This is a genomic window from Paenibacillus donghaensis, assembly GCF_002192415.1.
GTDB classification, from domain to species: Bacteria; Bacillota; Bacilli; order Paenibacillales; family Paenibacillaceae; genus Paenibacillus_AQ; species Paenibacillus_AQ donghaensis.
In genome coordinates this window covers 7,117,865-7,140,323 of sequence record NZ_CP021780.1, presented here as the reverse complement: position 1 = coordinate 7,140,323, position 22,459 = coordinate 7,117,865, and the positions used below count along the sequence as shown (strand labels likewise).

The window sequence follows — 22,459 nt, the reverse complement described above, 5'->3', positions numbered from 1 at the left end:
ATGATACAGCTTCCCTTGAACATTGCAGGCGCTATAGCTCAAACCACTTATTCCACGCTACGATTGCGCATATGCGGGAATAACAGCACGTCACGGATCGAGGCAGAGTTAGTTAGCAGCATAATCAGACGGTCTACACCGATACCCAAACCACCGGTAGGCGGCATACCATACTCCAACGCACGAATGAAATCGTCGTCCATCTCATGTGCTTCGTCGTTGCCCTGCTCCTTCTCCTGGATCTGTGCTTCAAACCGTTCGCGCTGGTCAACCGGGTCATTCAGCTCACTGAAGGCATTGGCATGCTCACGCGCCACAATAAACAGCTCGAAACGGTCGGTAAAGCGCGGGTCCTGCTCATTCTTTTTGGCCAGTGGAGAAATCTCTACGGGGTGTCCCATTACAAATGTAGGCTGAATCAGGGTTTCCTCTACAAACTGCTCGAAGAAAGCGTTCAGGATATGTCCGAAGGTCATGTGCTTCTCAACCGGCACCTTATTTTCTTTGGCCAGAGCATGTGCTTCTTCATCTGTCATTTGAGCGCCGAAATCAACACCCGTTACCTCTTTAACTGCATCGACCATCGATACACGGCGCCAGCCTGGCGTCAGATCAACTTCCTGCCCCTGGTAGTTCAGCACCTGTGTACCCAGCACCTCCTGGGCGATATGGGCGATCATGTTCTCTGTCAGCTGCATAATGTCCTTGTAGTCGGCATAAGCTTCGTACAGCTCGATCATGGTGAACTCCGGATTGTGACGGGTCGACATTCCTTCATTGCGGTATACACGGCCGATCTCATAGACCTTCTCCAAGCCGCCAACGATCAGGCGTTTCAGATGAAGCTCGATGGCAATCCGCATATACAGCTGCATGTCCAGCGCGTTGTGGTGCGTAATAAACGGACGGGCAGCAGCACCGCCGGCAATAGAGTGCAGGGTTGGCGTCTCCACTTCAAGATAGCCGAGCGAATCCAGGTAACGGCGCATCGATTGAATAATCCGGGAACGGAGAATAAACGTCTGCTGCACCTCAGGATTGATGATCAGATCAACATAACGCTGGCGGTAGCGCAGATCCACATCTTTTAGGCCATGATATTTCTCCGGCAGCGGCAGCAGAGACTTGGAGAGAACCTCAAGCTCATGCACCTTAATAGAGGTTTCACCGGTTTTGGTTTTGAATACTGTTCCTTTAACGCCGATAATATCTCCCAGATCAAGAATCCCAAATGCTGCATACTGCGCTTCAGGCGTACTGTCCTGACGTACATACAGCTGAATTTTGCCGCTCAGATCCTGCAGATGTGCGAAGCTGGCTTTGCCCATGGTGCGTTTGGACATCATACGCCCTGCGATGCTGACGGTAACATTCAGCTCATCCAATTCCTCTTTGGTCAAACCGTCATATTTGGCGAGCAGGTCGCCGGCATTCGCGGTACGCACATATTTTTTGCCAAAAGGATCTATGCCCAATCCCCGCAGCTCGTCCAATTTCGCACGGCGGATCTTCAGCAGCTCACTGCCTTCATTCTCCGCATGTTCTACCTGATTTGTCTCTTCGGTCATGCTCTTCATCCCCTCTTACCTGAAATAATGTTATATACACAAGAAGAAACGGCTCCGTCTTCATCACCCGAGGACAGTCCCGTTCCAGCTTAACATATAGCGACAGCGATTCACTCTGGCACTACTTGATAATGTTGAAAAAAGCTTCCCTAAGGAAGCTTTCCCAAACTTGTTCCCTCTGCTGCCCCCCATACCCAGGTTCAGTATGCATAAAAGCAGTACTTCTATTTACAGGCGTTGCCGCCTGTATGATTACTTCATGCGGATATCAAGTATTTTATATTGAATAACGCCTGCAGGAACACTAACGTCAACAATCGTGCCCTTTTTCTTGCCGATAATTGCCTTGCCTACCGGACTTTCGTTGGAAATCTTATTGTTCAGCGGATCAGTCTCAGCCGAGCCAACAATAGTGTATTCCATAATGTCGCCATATTCCATGTCTTCCACACTTACGGTAACCCCAATGCTCACTACGTCGGTAACGATTTCGTCGCTGTTAATGATGCGCGCGTTGCGGAGCATCTTCTCCAGAGTGATGACGCGGCCTTCAATAAAAGCCTGCTCGTTCTTCGCGTCCTCATACTCCGAGTTCTCGCTGATATCTCCGTAGCCAATCGCCACCTTAATCCGTTCGGCAACCTCACGGCGTTTCACAGATTTGAGGGTCTCCAGTTCTTCTTCCAGACGTTTCAACCCGTCCGGCGTAAGGATGACTTCTTTATCGCTCATCTCAACCGATTCTCCTGTCGTATACATTTATTGAAAACACCATACTATATGCGAATCTAAAGGGATCAGAACCCTTCATGCTGCACTACACCTGCTGTAACGGCGATTTTATACTGAGAAATTATATTGGAACCGCTACAAAATGTCAATGATGCCACATATAATGTTAGGCCGAATTCAGGAAAAATCGGATAAACCGCGATTAAACCGCGAAAAGCGACGTGCGAGCATCCTGTGTGCCGCTGTCTTCAACCTTCATCTGTTCGACAAAATCATTCAGAATCTTCACCATTTCATCCCGTTTGGTTTCTTCCATGATTTGATCCTTCACCCGGGCAGCAGCCTTGAGGCCCTTCAGATACCAGGCTAAATGCTTGCGCATCTCACGGACAGCCACATGCTCTCCCTTAAGGGCGATCAAACGGTCCATATGAAGAATGGCAACGTCCAGCTTCTCCCCTACTCCCGGCTCCGGCATTAGCTCTCCTGTCTGCAAATACTGAATGGTCCGGTAGAGCATCCATGGGTTGCCCAGTGCAGCACGTCCGATCATCACACCGTCGCAGCCTGTCTGATCCAGCATGGCTCGCGCATCCTCGGGGGAATTGACATCGCCGTTGCCGATAACAGGAATGGACACAGCTTGCTTGGCCTGCTTAATGTAGTTCCAGTCCGCTTGGCCGGTATACAGCTGCTCACGTGTCCGTCCGTGTACACTTACAGCCTGGCCTCCGGCTCGTTCCACGGCACGCGCGTTCTCCTCGATATATATATGCTCGCTATCCCAGCCGATGCGCATCTTCACCGTTACCGGCTTATCGACAGCTTCGACTACGGCAGAGACCATTTCATAAATTTTGTCGGGATTCAGCAGCCAGCGCGCACCAGCGTCGCATTTGGTCACCTTGGGAACAGGACAGCCCATGTTAATGTCGATAATATCAGCGTTGGTCTCTTTGTCCACCACTTTAGCCGCTTCTACCAGCGACTGCCGGTCTCCGCCAAAAATCTGTAGGCTAAGCGGTTTCTCCCGCTCATCTACAAACAGCATCTCACGGGTACGCAGATTACCATGCAGAATCGCCTTGTCGCTTACCATTTCCGCACAGACCAATCCTGTGCCAAACTCCTTGGCTATCAGACGAAACGCAGGATTGCACACGCCAGCCATCGGAGCCAGAACGACCTGGTTCTTCATCTCAATGCTGCCAATCTTCAGCATTCGTATCACTCCCTTGTTCCTTCTTGTATGATAAGGCTGATTACGAGTCCGGGTTGGATAGCTCTTCAGCCGCCACCTCAAGAACACTCGCAATTTTATTTAAAATTTGATCTTCTAACCGTCTGTTACCCCTCTCGACTGCGCCAAGCACAGCCAAGGATATTCCGGCACTGTCCGCCAGCTCCTGCTGGGTGAAGCCCTTCAGCTTACGGAATGCCCTGACCCGCCTTCCCATACGCTTGTTGTCCACAATTTAATTCCTTCCTTTCCGTCTATGTCTAGCAGCGCTGCAGTAATAAGCTTGCGGAGTCTGGAAGACTGTTCATTCTGCGGAACGATATCACTGAGCGGAACAAGCACAAATGCACGCTCCATCATACGCGGATGCGGCAAGGTTAAGTCCGGTGTATCCATTTGCTGTCCTTCTACCCAGAGCAGATCCAGATCTACGGTCCGGGGTCCATAGCGGATATCCCGTGTTCGGCCTAGCTGTGTTTCAATGTCCAGCATCTTCTGAAGCAGTTCTTCCGGGGACAACGAAGTCTGCAAGGCGGCAGCCATATTCAGAAACTGCGGTTGATCCAGGTAGCCGACAGGCTCTGTCTCATACACCTTGGAACAGCGGACAATGCGGATTCCTTCAACCTGGTCCAGCCGGTCCAGTGCCGCTCTCAAGGTCCCTGCACGATCTCCCAGATTAGCCCCTAAAGCAATATAAGCCTCTGATTCCTCAGAGGTGGAATGTGTATTCATCAGCCTTACGCTCACTTTCTGGTTCTGCGCAGCTCTACGGTCACTCCCTGAAAATGAATGTCGAACGGCGGATGCGGCTTGGTCACCTTGACCGTTGCTGCATTGATAATAGTATAAGTGTCCAGTAACGCGGATGCAATATGTTCGGCCAAAGCTTCTATCAGCTTAAACGATTTTGTTTCAACAATATTCTTCACTAGCCCGTGAACTTCGGCGTAATTAACGGTTTGTTCCAGATCGTCGTTCAACCCGGCGCCTTGCAAATCAAGCTCCAGCTCCAGATCAATATAATAACGCTGACCCAGCTTGCGTTCTTCTTCAAATACACCGTGATACCCGTAATATTCCATCCGGTGCAGCGTCATTTTGTCCATAGCCAACCGCCTTATCCTCAAAAGTTATATTTCTTATTGCCGAAACAGCGGAGAAGCCGCATACAGCATGGCATCACACATCTGAACGGTACGTTTGATCTGCAGCACATCATGCACACGGACCATCTGGCAGCCCTGCGCTATTCCGAAGGCCACGGTAGCGGCGGTTCCCTCTACTACATCATCTGGTGGCAGGCCGAGCACAGTTCGGATAAATTTTTTGCGTGAGGTGGCCAGCAGCAAAGGGTACCCGAGAACTGCAAGCTCATCAAGTGCCATCATAACCTGCAGATTCTCGGCGTAATCCTTGGCGAAGCCAATACCCGGATCCAGAATAATCTGTTCCGGCTTCACCCCCGCGGACTCTGCAAGCTGTACACTCTCCATAAGGTCAGAGCAGATATCGGGAATTAGCGAAGCATAATCGCGGTTCTTGCGGTTATGCATCAGAATAATCGGACAGCCGGCTTCTGCAGCCACAGCCGCCATTCCCGGATCTGCCTTGCAGCCCCAGACATCATTGATCATATGGGCACCGGCAGCTATCGCCTGACGTGCAACCTCGGCCTTGTAGGTGTCCACCGATACAATCAGATGGGGCGCAGCTCGGTGAATACTCTCAATGACAGGCAGCACACGGGCCAATTCCTCGTCCAAGCTCACCGGCTGATGGCCTGGACGGGTTGATTCTCCACCGATATCAATGATGTCAGCTCCCGCAGCAGCCATCTCCAGCGCATGCTGCGCGGCCACTGCCGGGTCAATCCAGAGTCCGCCATCCGAGAACGAATCAGGCGTCACGTTAAGAATGCCCATCACCAGCGTCCGCTCACCGAGCACCAGCTCCTGATCGCCACAGCGGTAAATCCGCTTATATATCACGGGTTTCATTTTATCGATTCGGTCCTTTCTCTGTATAGCTTAATGATCTCGCCCGTCAGGGGACCGCAACTTCCAGCACCAATCCGATCTCTTCTGTCGTTGCTGCAAACGGCCTTCACCGGAACAACCTCCTGCACAGAATTGGTCAGGAAAATCTCGTCAGCGGCTCTCAGCTGCTCCCAGCTGTACAGCCCTTCTTCTACGGGAATTCCGGCTGATTCGGCCATCTCGATCACCATTTCCCGGGTAATGCCCGGCAGGATCCCTGTATTCAGATCCGGTGTATACAACACTTTATCCTGTACCCAAAAAACGTTGCTGACGATCCCTTCGGCTATCTGGTCCTGGCCGGTTAGCATCAGTCCCTCGGCCCCTTCTGCGGCGGAAGCATATCCGGCAAGCTCGCGTTTCGCCAGTATATTATTCATGTAGTGCAGCGACTTCATCCGCACGGGTCCCTCCGGCGTGTTGCGCCGCAAGGCCAGCAGCTGCAGCACCTTTCCCTCCGTATACAGCCTGTCCGGGAACGGGGGCAATGCCTTGATATACAGCAGCTGATTCGGTTTCCGGTAGTCTCCCGCAGGAAGCCCCAGGATATCCTCACCGGCGGTCACCGTATACCGGATATAGGCCTCGGTCAGTCCATTCTGCTCCATCACTCTTCCGATCCAGTCCCGCAATGCCGCATAATCATACTCATATGGAATGCCCAGCTGCTTGCAGCCCTCTGCCAGACGTTCGACATGGCGCTCCAGCAGAAAGGGCTCTCCTCCGTATGTGCGGAAGGTTTCGAACAAGCCAATACCATACATCAAGCCGTGATCCATCACTGACACTCTGGCATCCTGCGCCGGTATCACCGCCTGATTAAGACCTATATAGTTCATACCGGTTCCCCGGCTCTCCGTTTCAGGAAATTGCTGAGCAGGGTGCGTCCGCTCTCGGTAATAATCGACTCCGGATGAAACTGCACGCCTTCAATCGGATACTCGCGGTGACGCAGGGCCATGATTTCGCCTTCGGCAGTCTCGGCGGTGATCTCCAGGCAGTCCGGCAGACTCTCACGCTCCACAATCAGCGAATGATAACGTGTCGCCGTCAGTGGAGATTCCAGCCCCTCAAAAACCGATGTGCCGTTATGCAGAATCGGCGAGGTTTTGCCATGCATCAGCCGCTGTGCACGAACCACTTTTCCGCCAAAGGCCTGCCCGATAGCCTGATGACCGAGACAGACTCCAAACATCGGGATTCTGCCCTTGAAGTGATGCAGCAGCTCCAGGCTGATACCCGCTTCATTCGGTGTGCACGGTCCCGGTGAAATCAGAATATGATCCGGTGCCAACTGCTCGATCTCTTCAATGCTAATCTCGTCGTTGCGGTGAACCTTAACCTCCTGGCCCAACTCTCCCAAATACTGTACAAGGTTATACGTAAAGGAATCATAGTTATCAATAACCAGTATCATATTCTTGTTCCCCCTTCAGCGCCGCCGGCAGTGGGCTGGTTCTGCTGCCATTCACTGCAGAGGACCGCCTTCACTACGGCTTTGGCTTTATTATGGCATTCCCGGTATTCCCGGTATGGGTCAGAATCAATTACGATGCCCGCACCCGTCTGGATATAACCTATTCCGTCCTTCACGGCCAGTGTGCGTATGATTATATTTAATTCCATGTTGCCGTTATAGTCAATCCAGCCCATCGATCCAGTATATGGACCGCGCCGGACCGGCTCCAGCTCCTCAATGATCTCCATCGTTCTTACCTTGGGCGCTCCTGTGATGGTCCCTCCAGGAAAAAGCGCGGCCATAACCGCGTAAGCGTCCTTGCCCGGCGCAATAGTGCCCTCAACCTGTGAGACCAGATGCATCACATGGGAATAACGCTCTACGGTCATCAGCTCAGGCACGCTGACTGATCCGTACGCAGCGACGCGCCCGATGTCGTTGCGCTCCAGATCGACAAGCATAATATGCTCGGCGATCTCCTTCTCGCTCCCGCGCAGCTCCGCCTCCATGGCGGCGTCTTCAGCGGGAGTTCTGCCCCGGCGCCGGGTGCCGGCGATTGGCCGGGCGCTCACCCGGTCCCCGTGCAGCTTGACCAGCAGCTCCGGCGAAGCGCTGGAGAGGGCGAAGCCGGGCGAGCGCAGCAGCCCCATGTACGGGGACGGGTTAAGCCTCCGCAGCCATTCATACACCGCCTCCGGCGGCGACTTCAGCTGCGCTTCCTGCCGCAGCGAGAGGTTCACCTGGAATACATCGCCCTGGCGGATGTATTCCTGCACGTCCAGCACGGCCTGCTGGAACCGCTCCTGTGAGAAGGCCGAGGCCATACCCGGCCACTCTCCCGTACCTTCAGCCAGGTGCACCGGATCAGCAGGGCCGTCCGGCAATCCCGGAGCAGCCATAATCAGCTGCCACTGCGCAAGCATCCCCTGCGCACGCTGGAGCGCGCTATGATAAAGTTCCTGGAGGTCTGCCTGTCCAATACCCGGATTCACAGGTACATGGACAGCGGCGTAGAGCGTACCGTCTGCATGGTCATAAATCCAGACCTCCTCCAGTCTCAGGAACAGATAGTCGGGAAATCCCGGATCATCCTGAGCCAGCGAAGGCAGACGTTCCAGCGAACGCACTACATCATAGCCAAGAAAACCAATGCAGCCCCCTGTAAACGGAGGGAGCTGGGGATTCTCCAGCTGCGGAGCAGAGAACTCTGACATCCATTCCCGGAGCAGTTCCAGCGGGTCTCCGGACAACGAAGCAGCCGCAGACTCTTGGCGACTGGAACCGGTTAGCTCGGAAGGCAGTGTGAATACCTGCGCACTGTGTGCTTTCCCTTGCAATACGGATACCGGATTCAGTCCAAGATAGGTGTACCGCCCGCCCTTTCCACTCTCCAGAACTACAGAATAAGACGAAGCTAATTCCCAGGCTGTTGTCCAGGATGCCGGCAGTCCCTTCCCTTGCTCGGATTCTCTGATAATCAGGGGGAGCATGTTCCATTCCTGGTCCGCCCATTGTTCCCACTCCTGCCATGCCGTGATGATCTCCAAAGCCATCCCCCTAAAAGTGAACCATTGTTTGTTGCCTGTCAGTATACTGTACTCACTGCTCTTTGAAAAGCCCTGGTATGAATTTCAGAAAAAAGAAAAGCCTTCCTCCCTGTACAAGCGGATAGAAGGCTCCTGTGTATTAGCTGAATTAAACTTCGAAGTTGTAGAGCGGTGTGCTCAGGTAACGTTCACCGTTACTTGGAATAATCACGACAACCTTCTTACCTGCACCTAGCTCTTTGGCGACTTTAAGGGCTGCAAATACAGCGGCGCCAGAGGAAATTCCAGACAGCACGCCTTCTTCCTTGGCTACACGGCGCGCAGTTTCGAAAGCCTCATCGTTCTCAACATGAATGATTTCATCATAAATACTCTGGTTCAGAATCTCAGGAATGAAGTTGGCTCCGATCCCTTGAATCTTGTGGGGGCCAGGTTTGCCGCCTGCCAGAATAGGTGAAGCCGCAGGCTCAACCGCGTAGATCTTCACATCTGGGTATTTGCTCTTCAGCACTTCTCCAGCGCCGGAGATGGTTCCGCCTGTGCCGATCCCGGCGATGAAAGCATCGAGTGGTCCGCCAATGGACTCAATCGCTTCTACAATCTCAGGTCCGGTTGTTTCCCGGTGAATCTTCACATTGGCCTTGTTCTTGAACTGCTCTGCCAGGAAGTAGCTTGGGTTCTCAGCCAGAATCTGTTCGGCTTTCTTAACCGCTCCGTTCATACCTTCAGATCCAGGAGTCAGAACCAATTCTGCTCCATAGGCGCGCAGAAGGTTGCGGCGTTCCAAGCTCATGGTTTCCGGCATTACGATAACTGCCTTGTAGCCCTTGGCAGCGGCTACAAGCGCCAGACCGATACCGGTATTTCCGCTGGTTGCTTCCACGATCGTTCCGCCGGGCTTCAGAAGGCCTTCCTTCTCGGCTTCTTCCACAATGCTGATCGCAATCCGGTCCTTCACGCTGGAGCCGGGATTCTGATATTCGAGCTTCAGATAGATATCTGCGTAGCCTTCATTGACGATCCGGTTCAGACGAACAAGCGGAGTACCTCCGATCAGTTCCGTTACATTATTGACGACTTTAGCCATGAACAAAAACCTCCTTGGTATGGTAGATAAATAAGAGAACATCTCTTGCTGTGTATGATGATGAAGCATTTCCGACTAAATCAGTAGGTATTACGATATCCTCATATTATCAATCTTACCGGCGGTTGTCAATATCTATTGAAACATCATATTTGGCCCGCAAGTCACTTTCCACCTGCTGGAGAGGGGCTGCCTGCTCCAGAGCCAGCTCCTGGCGCACCAAAGCACGTACCTCCGCCGGATCAGGTGCCTCGGGTGTGAACATTTCCTCCAGCCGGATCACGGCAAATTCCTCATCCTTCTCCAGCGGACCGGCAATATCCCCCGGCTCAAGTCCGGCTGCAGTGTCAAGCAGCTCCTCTGGCCAGAAGGGATCGCCCTCTTCTACCAGCCCCAGACTTCCGCCCCTTCGGCCGCTCTCCTGATCGGTCGACAGTTCCTTGGCAAGTTCGGCGAAGTCCTCGCCCTGCTCCAGCTGGTCCATTACCAGTTGCGCCTCTTCATAGGAGGCCACCGTGATCATAGAGAGCTGAAGCTGCTTCCTTGGGGTAAGCCTTTCAGCGTTCTGCTCCAGGTACTGATCAATCTCGGCTTCGCTAATAGTAATCCCTGCGGTGGCTATTGCCCGGAGCGTCATGCGGTACAATGTCTCAACCCGCACTTCCTCACGAGTTAAGCCCAGCTCATGGCGCATCTCTACGTAATATTGTTCTTCGGAGCCGTATCCTGAAATTATACGTTTGAGCTCTTGGTCGATATCGTGCTCGCTAATGTGGATGGCAAGTAGGGTTGCCTCTTTGCCAACTACGATGTGGTTGATCATGCCCAGCAGCACTTCTTCTCCGTTTTTTTTCTTAAGCTCATCTACCCATTGATGTTCGGATATTGGCTGCCCGGCAGCTGTTGCCACATCCTGCGGCTCCTGTTCTGCTTCATGTTCTTTCAGTACAATTACTGCGTGCAGGCTCCAGATCAAAAGACCTCCAAGAACTACTGCCGCAACAGCCAGAATAACGACGGCATTGCGCATAACGCGCTCCTGTCTTGTCATCCGCCTCAAGCTTTCGCTTGGTCCAGAATCACCTGCAGCTCATCCTTTTCAAATACATACGCCTCATTGCAATAATGACAGACTACTTCAGCCTGCTCATCCTCTTCAATCAACCGCTCCAGCTCATGCGCTCCAAGGCTCACCAACGTCTGCTCAATCCGTTCACGAGAGCATTGACACACAAAGTTAATATCCAGCTCATCCATGACGACCGCATCAGGCAAAAGAAAACGCAGCATATCCTCAGGCTCCAGTCCCTGATCGAGCAACGTGGTTACCGATGGCATGGAGCCTACCGTCTGCTCAATCTCGGTAATCTCGGCATCGGTAAGACCCGGAAGCAGCTGTACAATGAATCCACCAGCCACAATAACCGAATTATCCGTATCTACCAGCACACCCAGTCCAACCGCAGCTGGTGTCTGCTCGGAAACGGCAAAGTAATAGGTGAAATCGTCACCCAGCTCACCGGAAACAATCGGTATACTGCCCCGGTATGGCTCCTTCATGCCCAGATCCTTGATGATATCAATGAAGCCGTCCGTTCCCACGGCTCCGGCCACATCCAGCTTGCCCAGAGCGTTGCTCGGCAGGTGAACATGCGGGTTGCGCACATAACCGCGTACTTCCCCATACGCATTGGCTTCTGCCGTAATCTGCCCGATAGGGCCGTCGCCTTTTACCAGAATGCTCAGCTTCTCCTGACCCTTCAGCATTGCGCCCATCATGGCCGCAGCGGTGAGCGTACGTCCAAGCGCAGCCGTAGCCGTAGGATAGGTATCGTGTCTGCGCCGCAATTCTTCCACTAAATTCGTTGTACGGACAGCAAAGGCTCTTACTCTGCCATTCAGTGCCGTCCCGCGTATAAGCCGATCTCTCTTTTTGTCCATGGGGTGCATACTCCTCCTGTCCTTCAGCCTCTCCAGGCTTCTTTATCTTTATTTGTTGCGGTCGTAAATAATTCGCAATCCTTCCAGTGTCAGCAGAGGATTTACTTCATCAATACAGTCAGTCTCCCCGGCAATCAACTGCGCAAGGCCGCCGGTAGCAATTACCTTCAGGTTAGGCGCATTCATCTCCACCTTAATCCGTCTTACGATTCCTTCCACCTGACCGGCATAGCCAAAAATAATCCCTGCCTGCATCGCATGCACCGTATTGCGGCCGATTACCTTCTTCGGCTTCTCCAGCTCAATCCGCGGCAGCTTCGAAGCCCGCTGATATAATGCTTCTGTAGAGATACCTAAGCCGGGAACAATCGCTCCACCCAGATAATTGGAGCCTGAATCTATACAATCAAACGTAGTGGCTGTGCCGAAATCAACTACGACGAGCGGACATTTGTATTGCTCGATAGCGGCAACCGCATTCACAATACGGTCAGCCCCTACTTCGCGCGGATTCTCATAACGCAGGTTAAGACCTGTCTTAATTCCGGGGCCAACGAGCAGCGGGTCCTTGCCGATATATTTGACACACATGTCGACAATCGTCTGGACCAGGGGCGGTACCACCGAAGAGATGATCACTCCCTCCACCTGATTGACCGCGATGCCGGACATCGTAAATAAATTGTGAATCAGCACCCCATACTCATCTACCGTGGACTGGCGCGCCGTGCTTAGCCGGAAATGATGCAGCAGCTCGCGCTGCTTGTACACGCCCAGGACAATATTGGTATTGCCGATATCTACAGCCAGCATCATGAGCGCGATCCCTCCTTCTTGGCATTGAGATCCAGACTGATGTCCAGACTTGAGAAGGAATAGGTCAGCCGTCCTACAGAGATCACTTCTACGCCGGATTCTGCAATGGCACGCACGGTTTCCAGAGAGACATTGCCGGACGCCTCTGTCTTGACATGAGGTGCTTTGGTCTTGATTCTCTTCACCGCCTGCTTCATCATATCGGTGGACATATTGTCAAGCATGATAATATCGGCACCTGCGGCCAGGGCTTCCTCCACCTGTTCCAGATTCTCCGTCTCCACCTCGATTGTCATCGTGTGCGGGATGTTTGCCCGTGCACGCGAGACCGCCTGGCGTATCCCGCCGGCTCCTTTGATATGGTTATCTTTGATCATTACGGCATCATATAAACCATAACGATGGTTGGCTCCGCCACCGACCCGGACTGCATATTTCTCCAGCATCCGGTGGCCCGGGGTGGTTTTGCGCGTATCGACCAGCCGGGTAGGCAAGCCGTCCAGTTCCTCCACGAATGCAGCCGTTCTCGAGGCCACACCTGATAAGCGCTGCATCAGATTAAGCGCCAGACGCTCCCCTGTCAGAATGGCATGCGTGCTGCCTTCCACTTCGGCGATCACAGTTCCCTTGGAAACGCGTTGCCCTTCTTTAACAAAAGCAGTAAAAATCAGCGTAGGATCCACCACTTCAAACACCAGCTCCGCTACAGGAATGCCGCAGATGATTCCATCTTCCTTAGCATGAATAATCCCTTTCGATTCATGGCCAGTGGCAATCGTTGTACGGGTTGTAATATCTCCAGAGCCAACATCCTCATGCAGCCAGCCCTTGATGGATTGCAGCAGCTCTTCATTATAGCCATTAAACATCATCACTTAATTCCTCCACTAGTCCCAGCTCACGTATCTGCAGCAGATGTCTCTGCCAGCGGGCGTCATCACGTTTCGGATAATCCTCACGGTAATGCGCACCACGGCTTTCTTCACGTGCCAGTGCCGATTCTGTAATCAACAGGCAGCAGGTGAGCATATTGGCGAATTCGTATTCTTCACGTTTAGTTAAGCAAGAGTTAAAGATCGGCAGCTGCCGCTTCAACTCTTCAAGACCTTTATGCAGCATATCCTCATTACGCCGCAGACCGGCATAACGGACCATGACTTTCTGCAGCTTCAGCCGTCTTTCCACAATAGCCTGCGTTGGTGATTCCACACGCCCCAGCTTGCAGCTTACCGCTACCTGATCACGCTGCAGCGGCTGCAGCTCACGTATCCGCTCTATAATCCGCCGCCCGAACACTATAGCCTCGGACAATGAATTACTGGCCAGCCGGTTTGCACCATGCAGTCCAGTCGAGGAGACCTCCCCACAGGCAAACAAACGGGAAATATTGCTCTCTCCATTCAGATCGGTCTTGATGCCCCCCATCATATAATGCGCAGCCGGAGCCACAGGAATCCAGTCACTTGTAATATCCAGTCCATATCCCATGCAAGTCTCATAAATGGTCGGAAAACGGTGCTTCACCATATCCACTGATTCATGGGTAATATCCAGATATACAAAAGTTGATTTGGTAAGCTCCATCTCACTGACGATAGCCCGGGCTACGATATCACGCGGAGCCAGCTCTAACAGCTCATGATATCTGTCCATGAACCGCTCTCCCTTAATATTGCGCAAGACGGCCCCTTCACCCCGGACAGCCTCGGAGATCAGGAAACGGGGTGCCCCGGGATAACTGAGCGCGGTCGGGTGAAACTGGATAAATTCCATATCACGAACATGGGCTCCGGCGCGGTAGGCAATAGCCACTCCATCTCCGGTAGCTACTTCGGGGTTGGTCGTATAACGGTATAACTGCCCTGCGCCGCCGGAGCAGAGAATCGTGGCATCTCCCTGCAGAAACAGGCGACCGCCACCTGGCCGCTGCAGCAGCGCACCCACACATTCTCCGCCATCCGTAATCAGATCTATGACATAATGATCATCCCACACTTCAATATTCTTATGCTCTGCTACCTGCTCTGCCAGAGCACGTACAATCTCATAACCAGTCGCATCGCCATTGGCATGAAGAATACGGCGGTGGCTATGGGCGCCTTCCTTAGTCAGGGCAAGCACACCGTCCTCCTTGTCAAACAGCGTGCCGAGCCGGATCAGCTCATGTACACCCTCCGGTCCTTCATTGACCAGAACATCCACCGCGGCCGATGAGCAAAGTCCCGCCCCGGCCATTAAAGTATCCTGACGGTGGTAGGCAGGGGAGTCATCCTCAGCAATAACAGCCGCTATACCGCCTTGGGCATAACGGGTATTGCTTTCCATCAGCGTTTTTTTGGTTATCATAATCACCCGCCGGTCCTCACTGGCCTTGATGGCTGCGAACAGACCAGCGATGCCTGAACCAATGACAATACAATCCGTTTGGACTACGGGGAGCTCTCCTAGATCAAAATCAACCAAATATTGTGGAATCATGACCGCGTTTCACCTGTTTCAACGAAAGAGTAGCGCATGCTACCGGACTTGTAGCATGCGCTCTAGGGAAGTTCTGGCTTTGTCGGCAACAGCGGGCGGCACATAAATCTGCGGCTTCATTGTCTCCAGGCATTTTACCAGCTTTTTTAAGTTGTTAACCTTCATATTGGGGCAGACCAGGAATTTGGTGGCGAAATGGAATTCCTTCTCCGGGCTGTCCTTGCGGAGCTGGTAGCCGGTTCCGTCTTCGGTGCCCACAATAAATTGCTTGCGCTCCGACTTGCGGCAATATTCCAAGATCGATGTGGTGCTGCCAACATAGTCGCCCATAGCTACTACCTCGGGACGACATTCCGGGTGAACCACGAATTCCGCCTCCGGATATTTGGCTCTCATCTCCACCACATCCTTGACGGTCAGCATATCATGGGTGTTGCAATAGCCTTCCCAGATAATCAGTTTCTTGCCGGTCTGGTCCTGCACATACTGGCCCAGGTTCTTGTCGGGTACCCAGATAATCTCTTCTGCATCAAGAGACTCTATAACTTTCACAGCATTAGCTGAAGTACAGCAAATATCGGTTTCTGCCTTAATTTCGGCGGAAGAGTTAATATAAGTTACCACTTTAGCATTAGGATGCTGGGCTTTGAGCCTCTGCAGTCCCTCCACGTTCACCATATCGGCCATGGGACAGCCGGCACGTTCATCGGGAATCAGCACTATCTTGTTTGGTGCAAGAATCTTTGCGCTCTCCCCCATAAAGTGAACCCCGCAGAACACGATAACCTCAGCATCTGTCTCGGCTGCCTTCTGTGCCAGTAAAAAAGAGTCGCCCCGAAAATCAGCAACCTCCTGAATTTCGTCACGCTGATAATAATGCGCCAAGATAATGGCATTACGTTCTTTCTTCAGCTGTTCAAGACGTATACGTAATTCACGATTCTGTTCCTGCTTGCGCTCCAGCGCCAGAGCTTCCACTGTTTGTTATCCCCCTTATGTCTTCACGGCTGTATGCCGGCGCATTCTAGTTAAATTGATAATAGAACGTGCACTTCTTACATAGTTAATATATTAATCACTAATGTACACAAGGTTCCAGCGCCTGTCAATGTGAACGGACAGCCCGACCTAATCGGATGAAGTACTGGGAGATAAGAAAAAACGGCTTCGCCGTCCTCTGCAAGAGAACAACATCCGTTTCTGCGGAAAATAGAAGTATAGAGGATTAGGAGAAACTTATCCTTTCTTATATTTCGAAAAAAAACCGGAGAACAGTGGAGTTCTCCGGTTAAGCTTGCTTATGCAGCGGTCCTGAACAATTATACCAGGCTTCCGCCGCCGTTATTGTTGTTATCTCCAGGTTCCTTGTCTGCCTCAGGTTCCGGTTTGTTCGGAATTTCCTTGGTCAGCTCAGGTTTACCGTCATCATCCTTGCCTTGAATCCGGACACGCACATCACCGATAGAATCAATAACTGGTTCTCCGGCTTCGTTCGCAACCGCTTCGGCTCCAGCTTCATCCGGCTTGCCGTCTTCATTCAGGTAACCCTGTTCGATCAGCTGAGAAATCTCTTCAAGCTCAAGCGTTTCTTTCTCCAGCAAGGTGTTGGCAATCAGATGCATTTCCTTGGAGTGTTTGATGAGCAGTTCTTTACAGCGCTCATAGCTTGCAGTAATGAAGTTCTGCATTTCCTGATCAATTTCATAAGCTATGGAATCACTGTAGTTCTGCTCATGCCCAATATCGCGGCCCAGGAATACCTGGCCTTGAGAAGTGCCGAACTGCATCGGTCCAAGCTTGTCACTCATCCCATATTCCATGATCATGGCGCGCACAATGCGTGTAGCCTGCTGGAAGTCACTGTAGGCTCCTGTGCCAATCTCGCCAATAAACAATTCTTCAGCCACACGTCCGCCGAGCAGTCCGGTTACCTTATCAAGCAGTTCCTGCTTGGTAACAATCATCCGGTCTTCCTTCGGAAGCATAATCACATATCCTCCGGCGCGTCCGCGCGGGATAATCGTTACCTTGTGAACCATATCTGCATGCTCCAGGAAATAGCCGGCAATCGTATGGCCCGCTTCATGGTAAGCCACAATCCGTTTCTCACGGTCACTGATCACGCGGCTGCGTTTCTCTGTACCGACAATAACACGGTCAATGGCTTCATCCACCTCGCGCATGGAGATATCCTTGCGGTTACGGCGTGCAGCCAGCAAGGCCGCTTCGTTCAGCAGGTTCTCCAGATCCGCACCGGTGAATCCGGTTGTACGCTTGGCTACAACATCCAGGCGAACGTCTTTGGTCAACGGCTTGTTGCGGGAGTGAACCGCAAGGACAGCTTCACGGCCCTTGACATCTGGGCGGTCAACCGTAATCTGACGGTCGAAACGTCCCGGACGAAGCAAGGCAGGGTCAAGGATATCAGCGCGGTTAGTCGCCGCTACGATAATGATGCCTTCGTTGCCTCCGAATCCGTCCATCTCCACCAGGAGCTGATTGAGTGTCTGCTCGCGTTCGTCATGTCCGCCGCCGAGTCCGGCGCCGCGCTGGCGTCCAACCGCATCGATTTCATCGATAAAGATGATACATGGAGCATTCTTCTTGGCATTCTCGAACAGATCACGTACACGGGATGCACCGACACCAACGAACATTTCCACAAAGTCCGAACCGGAAATGCTGAAGAACGGAACACCCGCTTCACCAGCTACAGCGCGGGCAAGCAACGTTTTACCGGTACCGGGAGGACCCACAAGCAGTACGCCCTTAGGAATACGTGCGCCTACAGCTGCGAACTTACGCGGATCTTTCAGGAATTCCACGACCTCGACAAGCTCCTGCTTCTCTTCGTCCGCGCCTGCAACATCCTCGAAGCTGATCTTCTTCTTCTCTTCATTATATAACCGGGCCTTGCTCTTGCCGAAATTCATGACCTTGCCGCCGCCGCCCTGCGATTGATTAAACAGGAAGAAGAACAGAATGAACATGATAACCAGCGGAATAATGGAGGATAGGAATGTCAGCCAGATGCTGTTGCCTTCCATCTTCTTCTGGACGTATTCGATGCCGTTTGCATCGCTGGCTGCTACCAGCTGAGTCAACGCATCATCTGTAGGGGGAATATATGTGGAGAAGCTTTTCGATTTAGAATCACCCGTCAACTCTCTATATTCACCTGTCACCTTAAAAGCATTGTCTTCAAACTGGACCGTCAGATTCTTGACATTGTCTTTGGCAAGTTCCTGCCTCAACTCGTCATATCTAGGGAAATCGGCGGCTTCATTTCCATTGCTCACAAACTGGACAATGCCCACCACAACTAAAAATAAAATCAAATAAAAACCAGAATTCCGGATGAACCGATTCATCCCCTACCTCCTCTCACAACACTCAAGTTATTGTACCATAGCCTGTCGGGACACCTCAAATATGGAAAGTTCAGGTATCTGATTCAAGGGATCCAGGGCTGCCGATCAGTTAGTTCGAATAGATCTCCGGCTTGAGCACTCCGACGTAAGGAAGATTCCGATAACGTTCGGCGTAATCCAGTCCGTAGCCTACCACAAATTCGTCCGGCAATACAAATCCGGTATAACCGGCTTCGAGATTGACCGTACGGCCTGCAGGCTTATCAAACAGCGTAACCACTGCGATCGATGATGCATTCCGGCCCTGAAGCAGTTCAATCAGATAGCTGAGCGTAAGGCCGCTGTCAATAATATCTTCAACAATTAGTACATCACGTCCATCAACCGGTACATCCAGATCCTTGATGATCTTCACAACACCGGAGGACTTAGTTGATGCCCCATAGCTGGATACTGCCATGAAATCCATTTCAACGGGTACTGTAATCACTTTAACCAAATCTGCCATAAATATAAACGCGCCTTTGAGCACACAAATGACTAAAGGCGTACGTCCTGCATATTCCGTGCTCAGCTGGGCGCCAAGCTCCCTGATTCTTTGTTGAATTTCCTCTTCGCTGATCAAGATTTCCTGAATATCGTTCTGCAACTTGCGAACCTCCTAAATTATCCATATCAAAACCTTCATTGGAGCCTTCACGGCTCTTCTCTGCCACTCTTGCTATCCATGGACAACAGAAGTACCGAGGTTGTATGCCGCCCTACTGCGGCATGCATCGAGCGTCTTACGCCCGGAATCCAGACAATATTACCCAGACCATCACACACGAGAGGAATTAAATTACGCTGGGAAGCAGGTATTTTATCATCAATGTAAATATTCTTTACCTTTTTGCTTCCGTTTAATCCCATGACTCTTATGGTATCTCCAGGCAATCGGGATCGAACCGTCAGTGGAAAGATCAGCTCATCACTGTCAAACCATGCTGACATCTTTGTACAATCTTCCCCCAGTACATTAAAACTTTCTCTCTCCAGCACCGTCATCGTTATTATTTTCCCGATTTCCGTTAATCCAACCGGTGCAAAGGGAAAAGAAAGCCGATATGTATAGCCTGCCTGCTGCTGCACGGGCTTGGACGAGAACACAATGGTATCATATTGCCGACTGCAGGTAAGGCCTCCGCCCAGATGCAAACTCCATGTAGTGGGGTGCTCCTGCAGCGTTCCCCGGCGCACAGCTTCAATTTTGGGAAAATCAAATGAAGATGAGTCCGCCGACAGATAATTTAATATTAGTTTAATCAAACGCCGTTGTAAAGCGGAGGGTAGGGCTGCAAATTCCGCTCTGTCGTAGGCAGATTTGCCCGGTTCCCGGGAAACGAGTTCTTCATAGCTTTTTAGAGCCATTTCCTCCATATACTCGTCTTCAGCTCCGGCAATTTCTGCAAGCTGCAAGAGCGACTGCTTCACCTTGCCATTATACTTCTCCAGAAAAGGCAGCACTTCCAGACGCACCGCATTGCGGATGTATTTGGTCAGCTGGTTGCTGGCATCCTCGGCATAGGCGTAACCCTCTTCCCGGCATACCTCTACAAGAGCCGTTTTGTTAATACGCAGGAAGGGGCGGATCAGTTCCACCTTTTTTTCGGTGCGCTTCCACTTCATCCCGGAGAGGCCGGCTAGGCCACTTCCGCGCAGCACCCGCATCAACACCGTCTCGGCCTGGTCATCGGCATGATGGGCCAGTGCCACCCCCTGCGCCTCGTAACGGTGAGCCGTGTCAATCAGAAACCGGTACCGCTTCTCCCGGGCCGCTTCCTGTGGTCCAAGCCCGCTCTCCTTCATAAAGCCGGGAATATCAAACTCGGCAAGCTCGAACGGTATCGCAAGTTCCGCAGCCAGCTTCCGCACCATCTCCGCTTCCTCGCGCGATTCCTCGCGGAAGCCGTGATTCACATGAGCGCAGATTAAGCGAAGCGGCTGATAACGCAGGGATATCTCGTGTAAAACATGCAAAAGAGTCACAGAATCCGGGCCTCCGGAAACTGCGACTACAAGGGTATCACCCGGTGACCACAGCCCTTGGTCGGCCGCAGTCGCTAATACAGATTCCACCAATCCATTCAGTTGCTCCATATGCGGCCCCCTTCCAGCCAGTTATGTATTAAAGCTTGCACCATGGGTGCAGGCTCAGAAACGAAACACCCAATAGATCGTAAAGGCTAACAGAAACAGCGACAAGGCAAAGGTATTCTTCAGCCAGCGCGGGGTTTCCATGCTGTCCGGTCTCTTCTGGCGTGAATTGTAAATATGACTGCGCCAGATGTCCAAGGCTTCCGCAGAACCGGCAAATCCGCCTTTAAGTGCCAGAATCAGCCAGGAGGACAGCTTCTTGTCAGTCAGCTTGCGGGCCAGCCGCAGCAGCTCCTCCACGCTACGGGTCTGCGGCAGCTGCTGTGCAGCCAACTTCAGCCCGTTCTCATCCAGCACGCGAAGGCACAGCACAGCAAAGGCAAACAGATCGTAGTTCTCATCCCCCGTCCGGCTGCCGGCATTCCAGAAGCCGCGGTCATGCCATTCGGTAAATTGCTTGACGCTGCGGCCTTTGGGACTGGCTCCGCCGAAATCAATCAGCTCGACTTGTCCATATTTCGATACCATCACGTTCTCCGGCTTCAGGTCCCCAAAGATAAAACCACATTCATGCAGTCGATGCAGCTTCTCAAGCAGCCCGAGGCCAACCAGGCCAAGCCACGTCGGTCCGTTCCTGGACAGAAATTGGTGCAGCGGCCTGCCTTCAACATAGCGCATCACATAAAACGGCGCTTCCTTGCTGCCGGCACAGTCATCCGACTCCAGAAAATAGGACGACAGCGGATGCTCACGGCGGCTCCTGTCTTCACTTCGCTTCTGGCATGATTGCAGGGAGGTCAGCATATTAATCTCCGACTGCAGGTCAAGCGTATCGTATCCGATTTTTAGCGCGTACTGCTCCCGTCTTCCCTCTCGCTGCACGAGATATACGGTTCCGTTCGCGCCCCTTCCCAGCAGCCGCTGGACAATATAACGGTTTCCCCGCCATTTGCCGCTGATTACGGTGCCGGTAGGATAAGGCGGATTAGACGACATACCCACCAATCATCCCTTCTCTTTCATTGTGTTCTTCCGCCAGACCGCTGCGATATCCATCCAGTGTATCATAACGATAGTGTTCAAGCACCTTGAAAATCGCCGGACCTGTCGGCGTAGCTCCCCGCATCCGCATCCGTGAGAACAAGGAGCGGATGCCTGAGAGATCGTTTGTCCAGTCCAGATCCAGCACCGCATCCTCGCTGCTGGTGCGGCCGGGGAAATGAAATACGGAGATTTCGCTCCTCCCCTCTCGCGCTTCCAGGCTGAGCGCCAGGTCGCGGATTGCTTCTTCCACCGCAGCCAGCTTGGGCTTCATGCTGGCACTGGCATCAATCAGCAGCGCGATGCGCAGCGCAGAGGTCTCTGTCAGCTCATCCACCACGCTGACCACCTGCGAGCGCTGCAGCGGCGGCAGCTGCTCCAGCGAACCTTCACCCAGTATTTTTTTCACCTCTTTATTAACCGCCTGCTGAATGGTCTGAACCACGGTCTTGCGGGTCATCATCTGGATCGTCTGCGCCAGCTGCGGTGTTCCGACAATCCGGCTCAGGCCCCCGCCCGCCTTGGCGATGTCTGCAATCTCCCGGCTCCCGATATCTCCAATCGTCCCATAATCGACTACACCTACCACATTGACTGTGATTCCCTCCTGCAATGCGTGTGCTGCCGCCAGCACCGGACTCTCCCCTACGTTTGAGCACCCGTCTGTAATGAGCAAAATTTGCTTCATAACCATCCACTCTCCTTTGCTGAAACCTCTGTTTCTAGCATATCCGCAAATGAGAGATTTCAAACGCCGCAGGGATGCAAAACTTTAGATCAACATCCGAGCGATCAAGGAAACTACAGGAAATGTTTGGACTTCCGATCGCGGTTGAAATCCGAGGACAAAGGCGAACGCTGCCGCTTCTACAGTTCCAAACTTCCCCTTCGTTTCTTAGATACACTCTAGTATCAATCTAAAGATTATGCCGCTGAACCAGCGGCATTGAAAGAGAAGGAACCAAGGCCTGCGCGGATTATGGATATCTCCGCGCATAGCTATG

The 22,459-nt window shown here is 52.3% G+C and carries 22 protein-coding genes; all 22 read right to left on the bottom strand.

Annotation, left to right across the window (positions count from 1 at the left end):
• Nucleotides 1–47: 47 nt before the first annotated feature.
• The 22 genes from lysS to B9T62_RS32280 all read right to left on the bottom strand — a co-directional run bounded on the left by lysS (nucleotide 48) and on the right by B9T62_RS32280 (nucleotide 22,143).
• The gene (gene lysS, locus B9T62_RS32385; protein WP_087919031.1) at nucleotides 48–1,568 is read right to left on the bottom strand and encodes a lysine--tRNA ligase; all 1,521 of its coding nucleotides are present in this window, start codon (nucleotides 1,566–1,568) and stop codon (nucleotides 48–50) included.
• 252 nt (nucleotides 1,569–1,820) lie between these two features.
• Nucleotides 1,821–2,300, bottom strand: coding sequence for a transcription elongation factor GreA (gene greA / locus B9T62_RS32380; RefSeq protein ID WP_087919030.1), 480 nt, complete (start codon nucleotides 2,298–2,300; stop codon nucleotides 1,821–1,823).
• Nucleotides 2,301–2,502: 202 nt separating this feature from the next.
• Complete coding sequence (gene dusB / locus B9T62_RS32375; protein ID WP_087919029.1) at nucleotides 2,503–3,522, bottom strand: tRNA dihydrouridine synthase DusB; 1,020 nt, start codon at nucleotides 3,520–3,522, stop codon at nucleotides 2,503–2,505.
• A 40-nt stretch (nucleotides 3,523–3,562) separates the two neighbouring features.
• Nucleotides 3,563–3,772 (bottom strand): helix-turn-helix domain-containing protein, encoded by a 210-nt coding sequence (locus B9T62_RS32370; protein ID WP_087919028.1) that lies wholly within the window; start codon nucleotides 3,770–3,772, stop codon nucleotides 3,563–3,565.
• Nucleotides 3,724–4,275: a 2-amino-4-hydroxy-6-hydroxymethyldihydropteridine diphosphokinase gene (folK, locus tag B9T62_RS32365; RefSeq protein WP_087920505.1), complete on the bottom strand. Its 552-nt coding sequence runs from the start codon at nucleotides 4,273–4,275 to the stop codon at nucleotides 3,724–3,726. Before folK ends, B9T62_RS32370 begins: the two co-directional genes overlap by 49 nt.
• A gap of 11 nt (nucleotides 4,276–4,286) precedes the next feature.
• On the bottom strand, nucleotides 4,287–4,649 hold the full coding sequence (gene folB, locus B9T62_RS32360; protein WP_087919027.1) for a dihydroneopterin aldolase: 363 nt from the start codon (nucleotides 4,647–4,649) through the stop codon (nucleotides 4,287–4,289).
• A 33-nt stretch (nucleotides 4,650–4,682) separates the two neighbouring features.
• Nucleotides 4,683–5,540, bottom strand: a complete 858-nt coding sequence (gene folP / locus B9T62_RS32355) for a dihydropteroate synthase (RefSeq protein ID WP_087919026.1) — start codon at nucleotides 5,538–5,540, stop codon at nucleotides 4,683–4,685.
• Entirely contained in the window at nucleotides 5,537–6,418 is an 882-nt protein-coding gene (gene pabC, locus B9T62_RS32350) for an aminodeoxychorismate lyase (RefSeq protein WP_087919025.1), read from the bottom strand. The genes folP and pabC overlap by 4 nt, the downstream gene beginning before the upstream one ends.
• Nucleotides 6,415–6,996 carry an aminodeoxychorismate/anthranilate synthase component II gene (gene pabA / locus B9T62_RS32345; RefSeq protein WP_087919024.1) on the bottom strand — a complete coding sequence of 194 codons (582 nt, stop codon included), beginning with the start codon at nucleotides 6,994–6,996 and terminating at the stop codon, nucleotides 6,415–6,417. Before pabA ends, pabC begins: the two co-directional genes overlap by 4 nt.
• Complete coding sequence (locus B9T62_RS32340; protein ID WP_087919023.1) at nucleotides 6,993–8,591, bottom strand: anthranilate synthase component I family protein; 1,599 nt, start codon at nucleotides 8,589–8,591, stop codon at nucleotides 6,993–6,995. The genes pabA and B9T62_RS32340 overlap by 4 nt, the downstream gene beginning before the upstream one ends.
• A 142-nt stretch (nucleotides 8,592–8,733) precedes the next feature.
• Nucleotides 8,734–9,672 carry a cysteine synthase A gene (gene cysK, locus B9T62_RS32335; protein WP_087919022.1) on the bottom strand — a complete coding sequence of 313 codons (939 nt, stop codon included), beginning with the start codon at nucleotides 9,670–9,672 and terminating at the stop codon, nucleotides 8,734–8,736.
• A 115-nt stretch (nucleotides 9,673–9,787) separates the two neighbouring features.
• Nucleotides 9,788–10,702, bottom strand: a complete 915-nt coding sequence (locus tag B9T62_RS32330) for a peptidylprolyl isomerase (RefSeq protein WP_169834465.1) — start codon at nucleotides 10,700–10,702, stop codon at nucleotides 9,788–9,790.
• Between the two features lie 26 nt (nucleotides 10,703–10,728).
• Nucleotides 10,729–11,613: an Hsp33 family molecular chaperone HslO gene (hslO, locus tag B9T62_RS32325; RefSeq protein ID WP_087919020.1), complete on the bottom strand. Its 885-nt coding sequence runs from the start codon at nucleotides 11,611–11,613 to the stop codon at nucleotides 10,729–10,731.
• A 48-nt stretch (nucleotides 11,614–11,661) separates the two neighbouring features.
• Nucleotides 11,662–12,429: a type III pantothenate kinase gene (locus B9T62_RS32320; RefSeq protein ID WP_087919019.1), complete on the bottom strand. Its 768-nt coding sequence runs from the start codon at nucleotides 12,427–12,429 to the stop codon at nucleotides 11,662–11,664.
• The gene (nadC, locus tag B9T62_RS32315) at nucleotides 12,426–13,301 is read right to left on the bottom strand and encodes a carboxylating nicotinate-nucleotide diphosphorylase (RefSeq protein WP_087919018.1); all 876 of its coding nucleotides are present in this window, start codon (nucleotides 13,299–13,301) and stop codon (nucleotides 12,426–12,428) included. The genes B9T62_RS32320 and nadC overlap by 4 nt, the downstream gene beginning before the upstream one ends.
• Complete coding sequence (gene nadB / locus B9T62_RS32310; protein ID WP_087919017.1) at nucleotides 13,291–14,907, bottom strand: L-aspartate oxidase; 1,617 nt, start codon at nucleotides 14,905–14,907, stop codon at nucleotides 13,291–13,293. The genes nadC and nadB overlap by 11 nt, the downstream gene beginning before the upstream one ends.
• Nucleotides 14,908–14,946: 39 nt before the next feature.
• A complete protein-coding gene (nadA, locus tag B9T62_RS32305) occupies nucleotides 14,947–15,885 on the bottom strand; it encodes a quinolinate synthase NadA (RefSeq protein ID WP_087919016.1) in 939 nt (312 codons plus the stop codon).
• A gap of 341 nt (nucleotides 15,886–16,226) precedes the next feature.
• Nucleotides 16,227–18,278, bottom strand: coding sequence for an ATP-dependent zinc metalloprotease FtsH (ftsH, locus tag B9T62_RS32300; RefSeq protein ID WP_087919015.1), 2,052 nt, complete (start codon nucleotides 18,276–18,278; stop codon nucleotides 16,227–16,229).
• Nucleotides 18,279–18,387: 109 nt separating this feature from the next.
• A complete protein-coding gene (hpt, locus tag B9T62_RS32295; RefSeq protein ID WP_087919014.1) occupies nucleotides 18,388–18,927 on the bottom strand; it encodes a hypoxanthine phosphoribosyltransferase in 540 nt (179 codons plus the stop codon).
• 47 nt (nucleotides 18,928–18,974) lie between these two features.
• Nucleotides 18,975–20,417 carry a tRNA lysidine(34) synthetase TilS gene (gene tilS, locus B9T62_RS32290; protein ID WP_087919013.1) on the bottom strand — a complete coding sequence of 481 codons (1,443 nt, stop codon included), beginning with the start codon at nucleotides 20,415–20,417 and terminating at the stop codon, nucleotides 18,975–18,977.
• Nucleotides 20,418–20,471: 54 nt separating this feature from the next.
• Entirely contained in the window at nucleotides 20,472–21,410 is a 939-nt protein-coding gene (locus tag B9T62_RS32285; RefSeq protein WP_211296374.1) for a serine/threonine protein kinase, read from the bottom strand.
• On the bottom strand, nucleotides 21,400–22,143 hold the full coding sequence (locus B9T62_RS32280; protein WP_087919011.1) for a vWA domain-containing protein: 744 nt from the start codon (nucleotides 22,141–22,143) through the stop codon (nucleotides 21,400–21,402). Before B9T62_RS32280 ends, B9T62_RS32285 begins: the two co-directional genes overlap by 11 nt.
• Nucleotides 22,144–22,459: the final 316 nt, after the last annotated feature.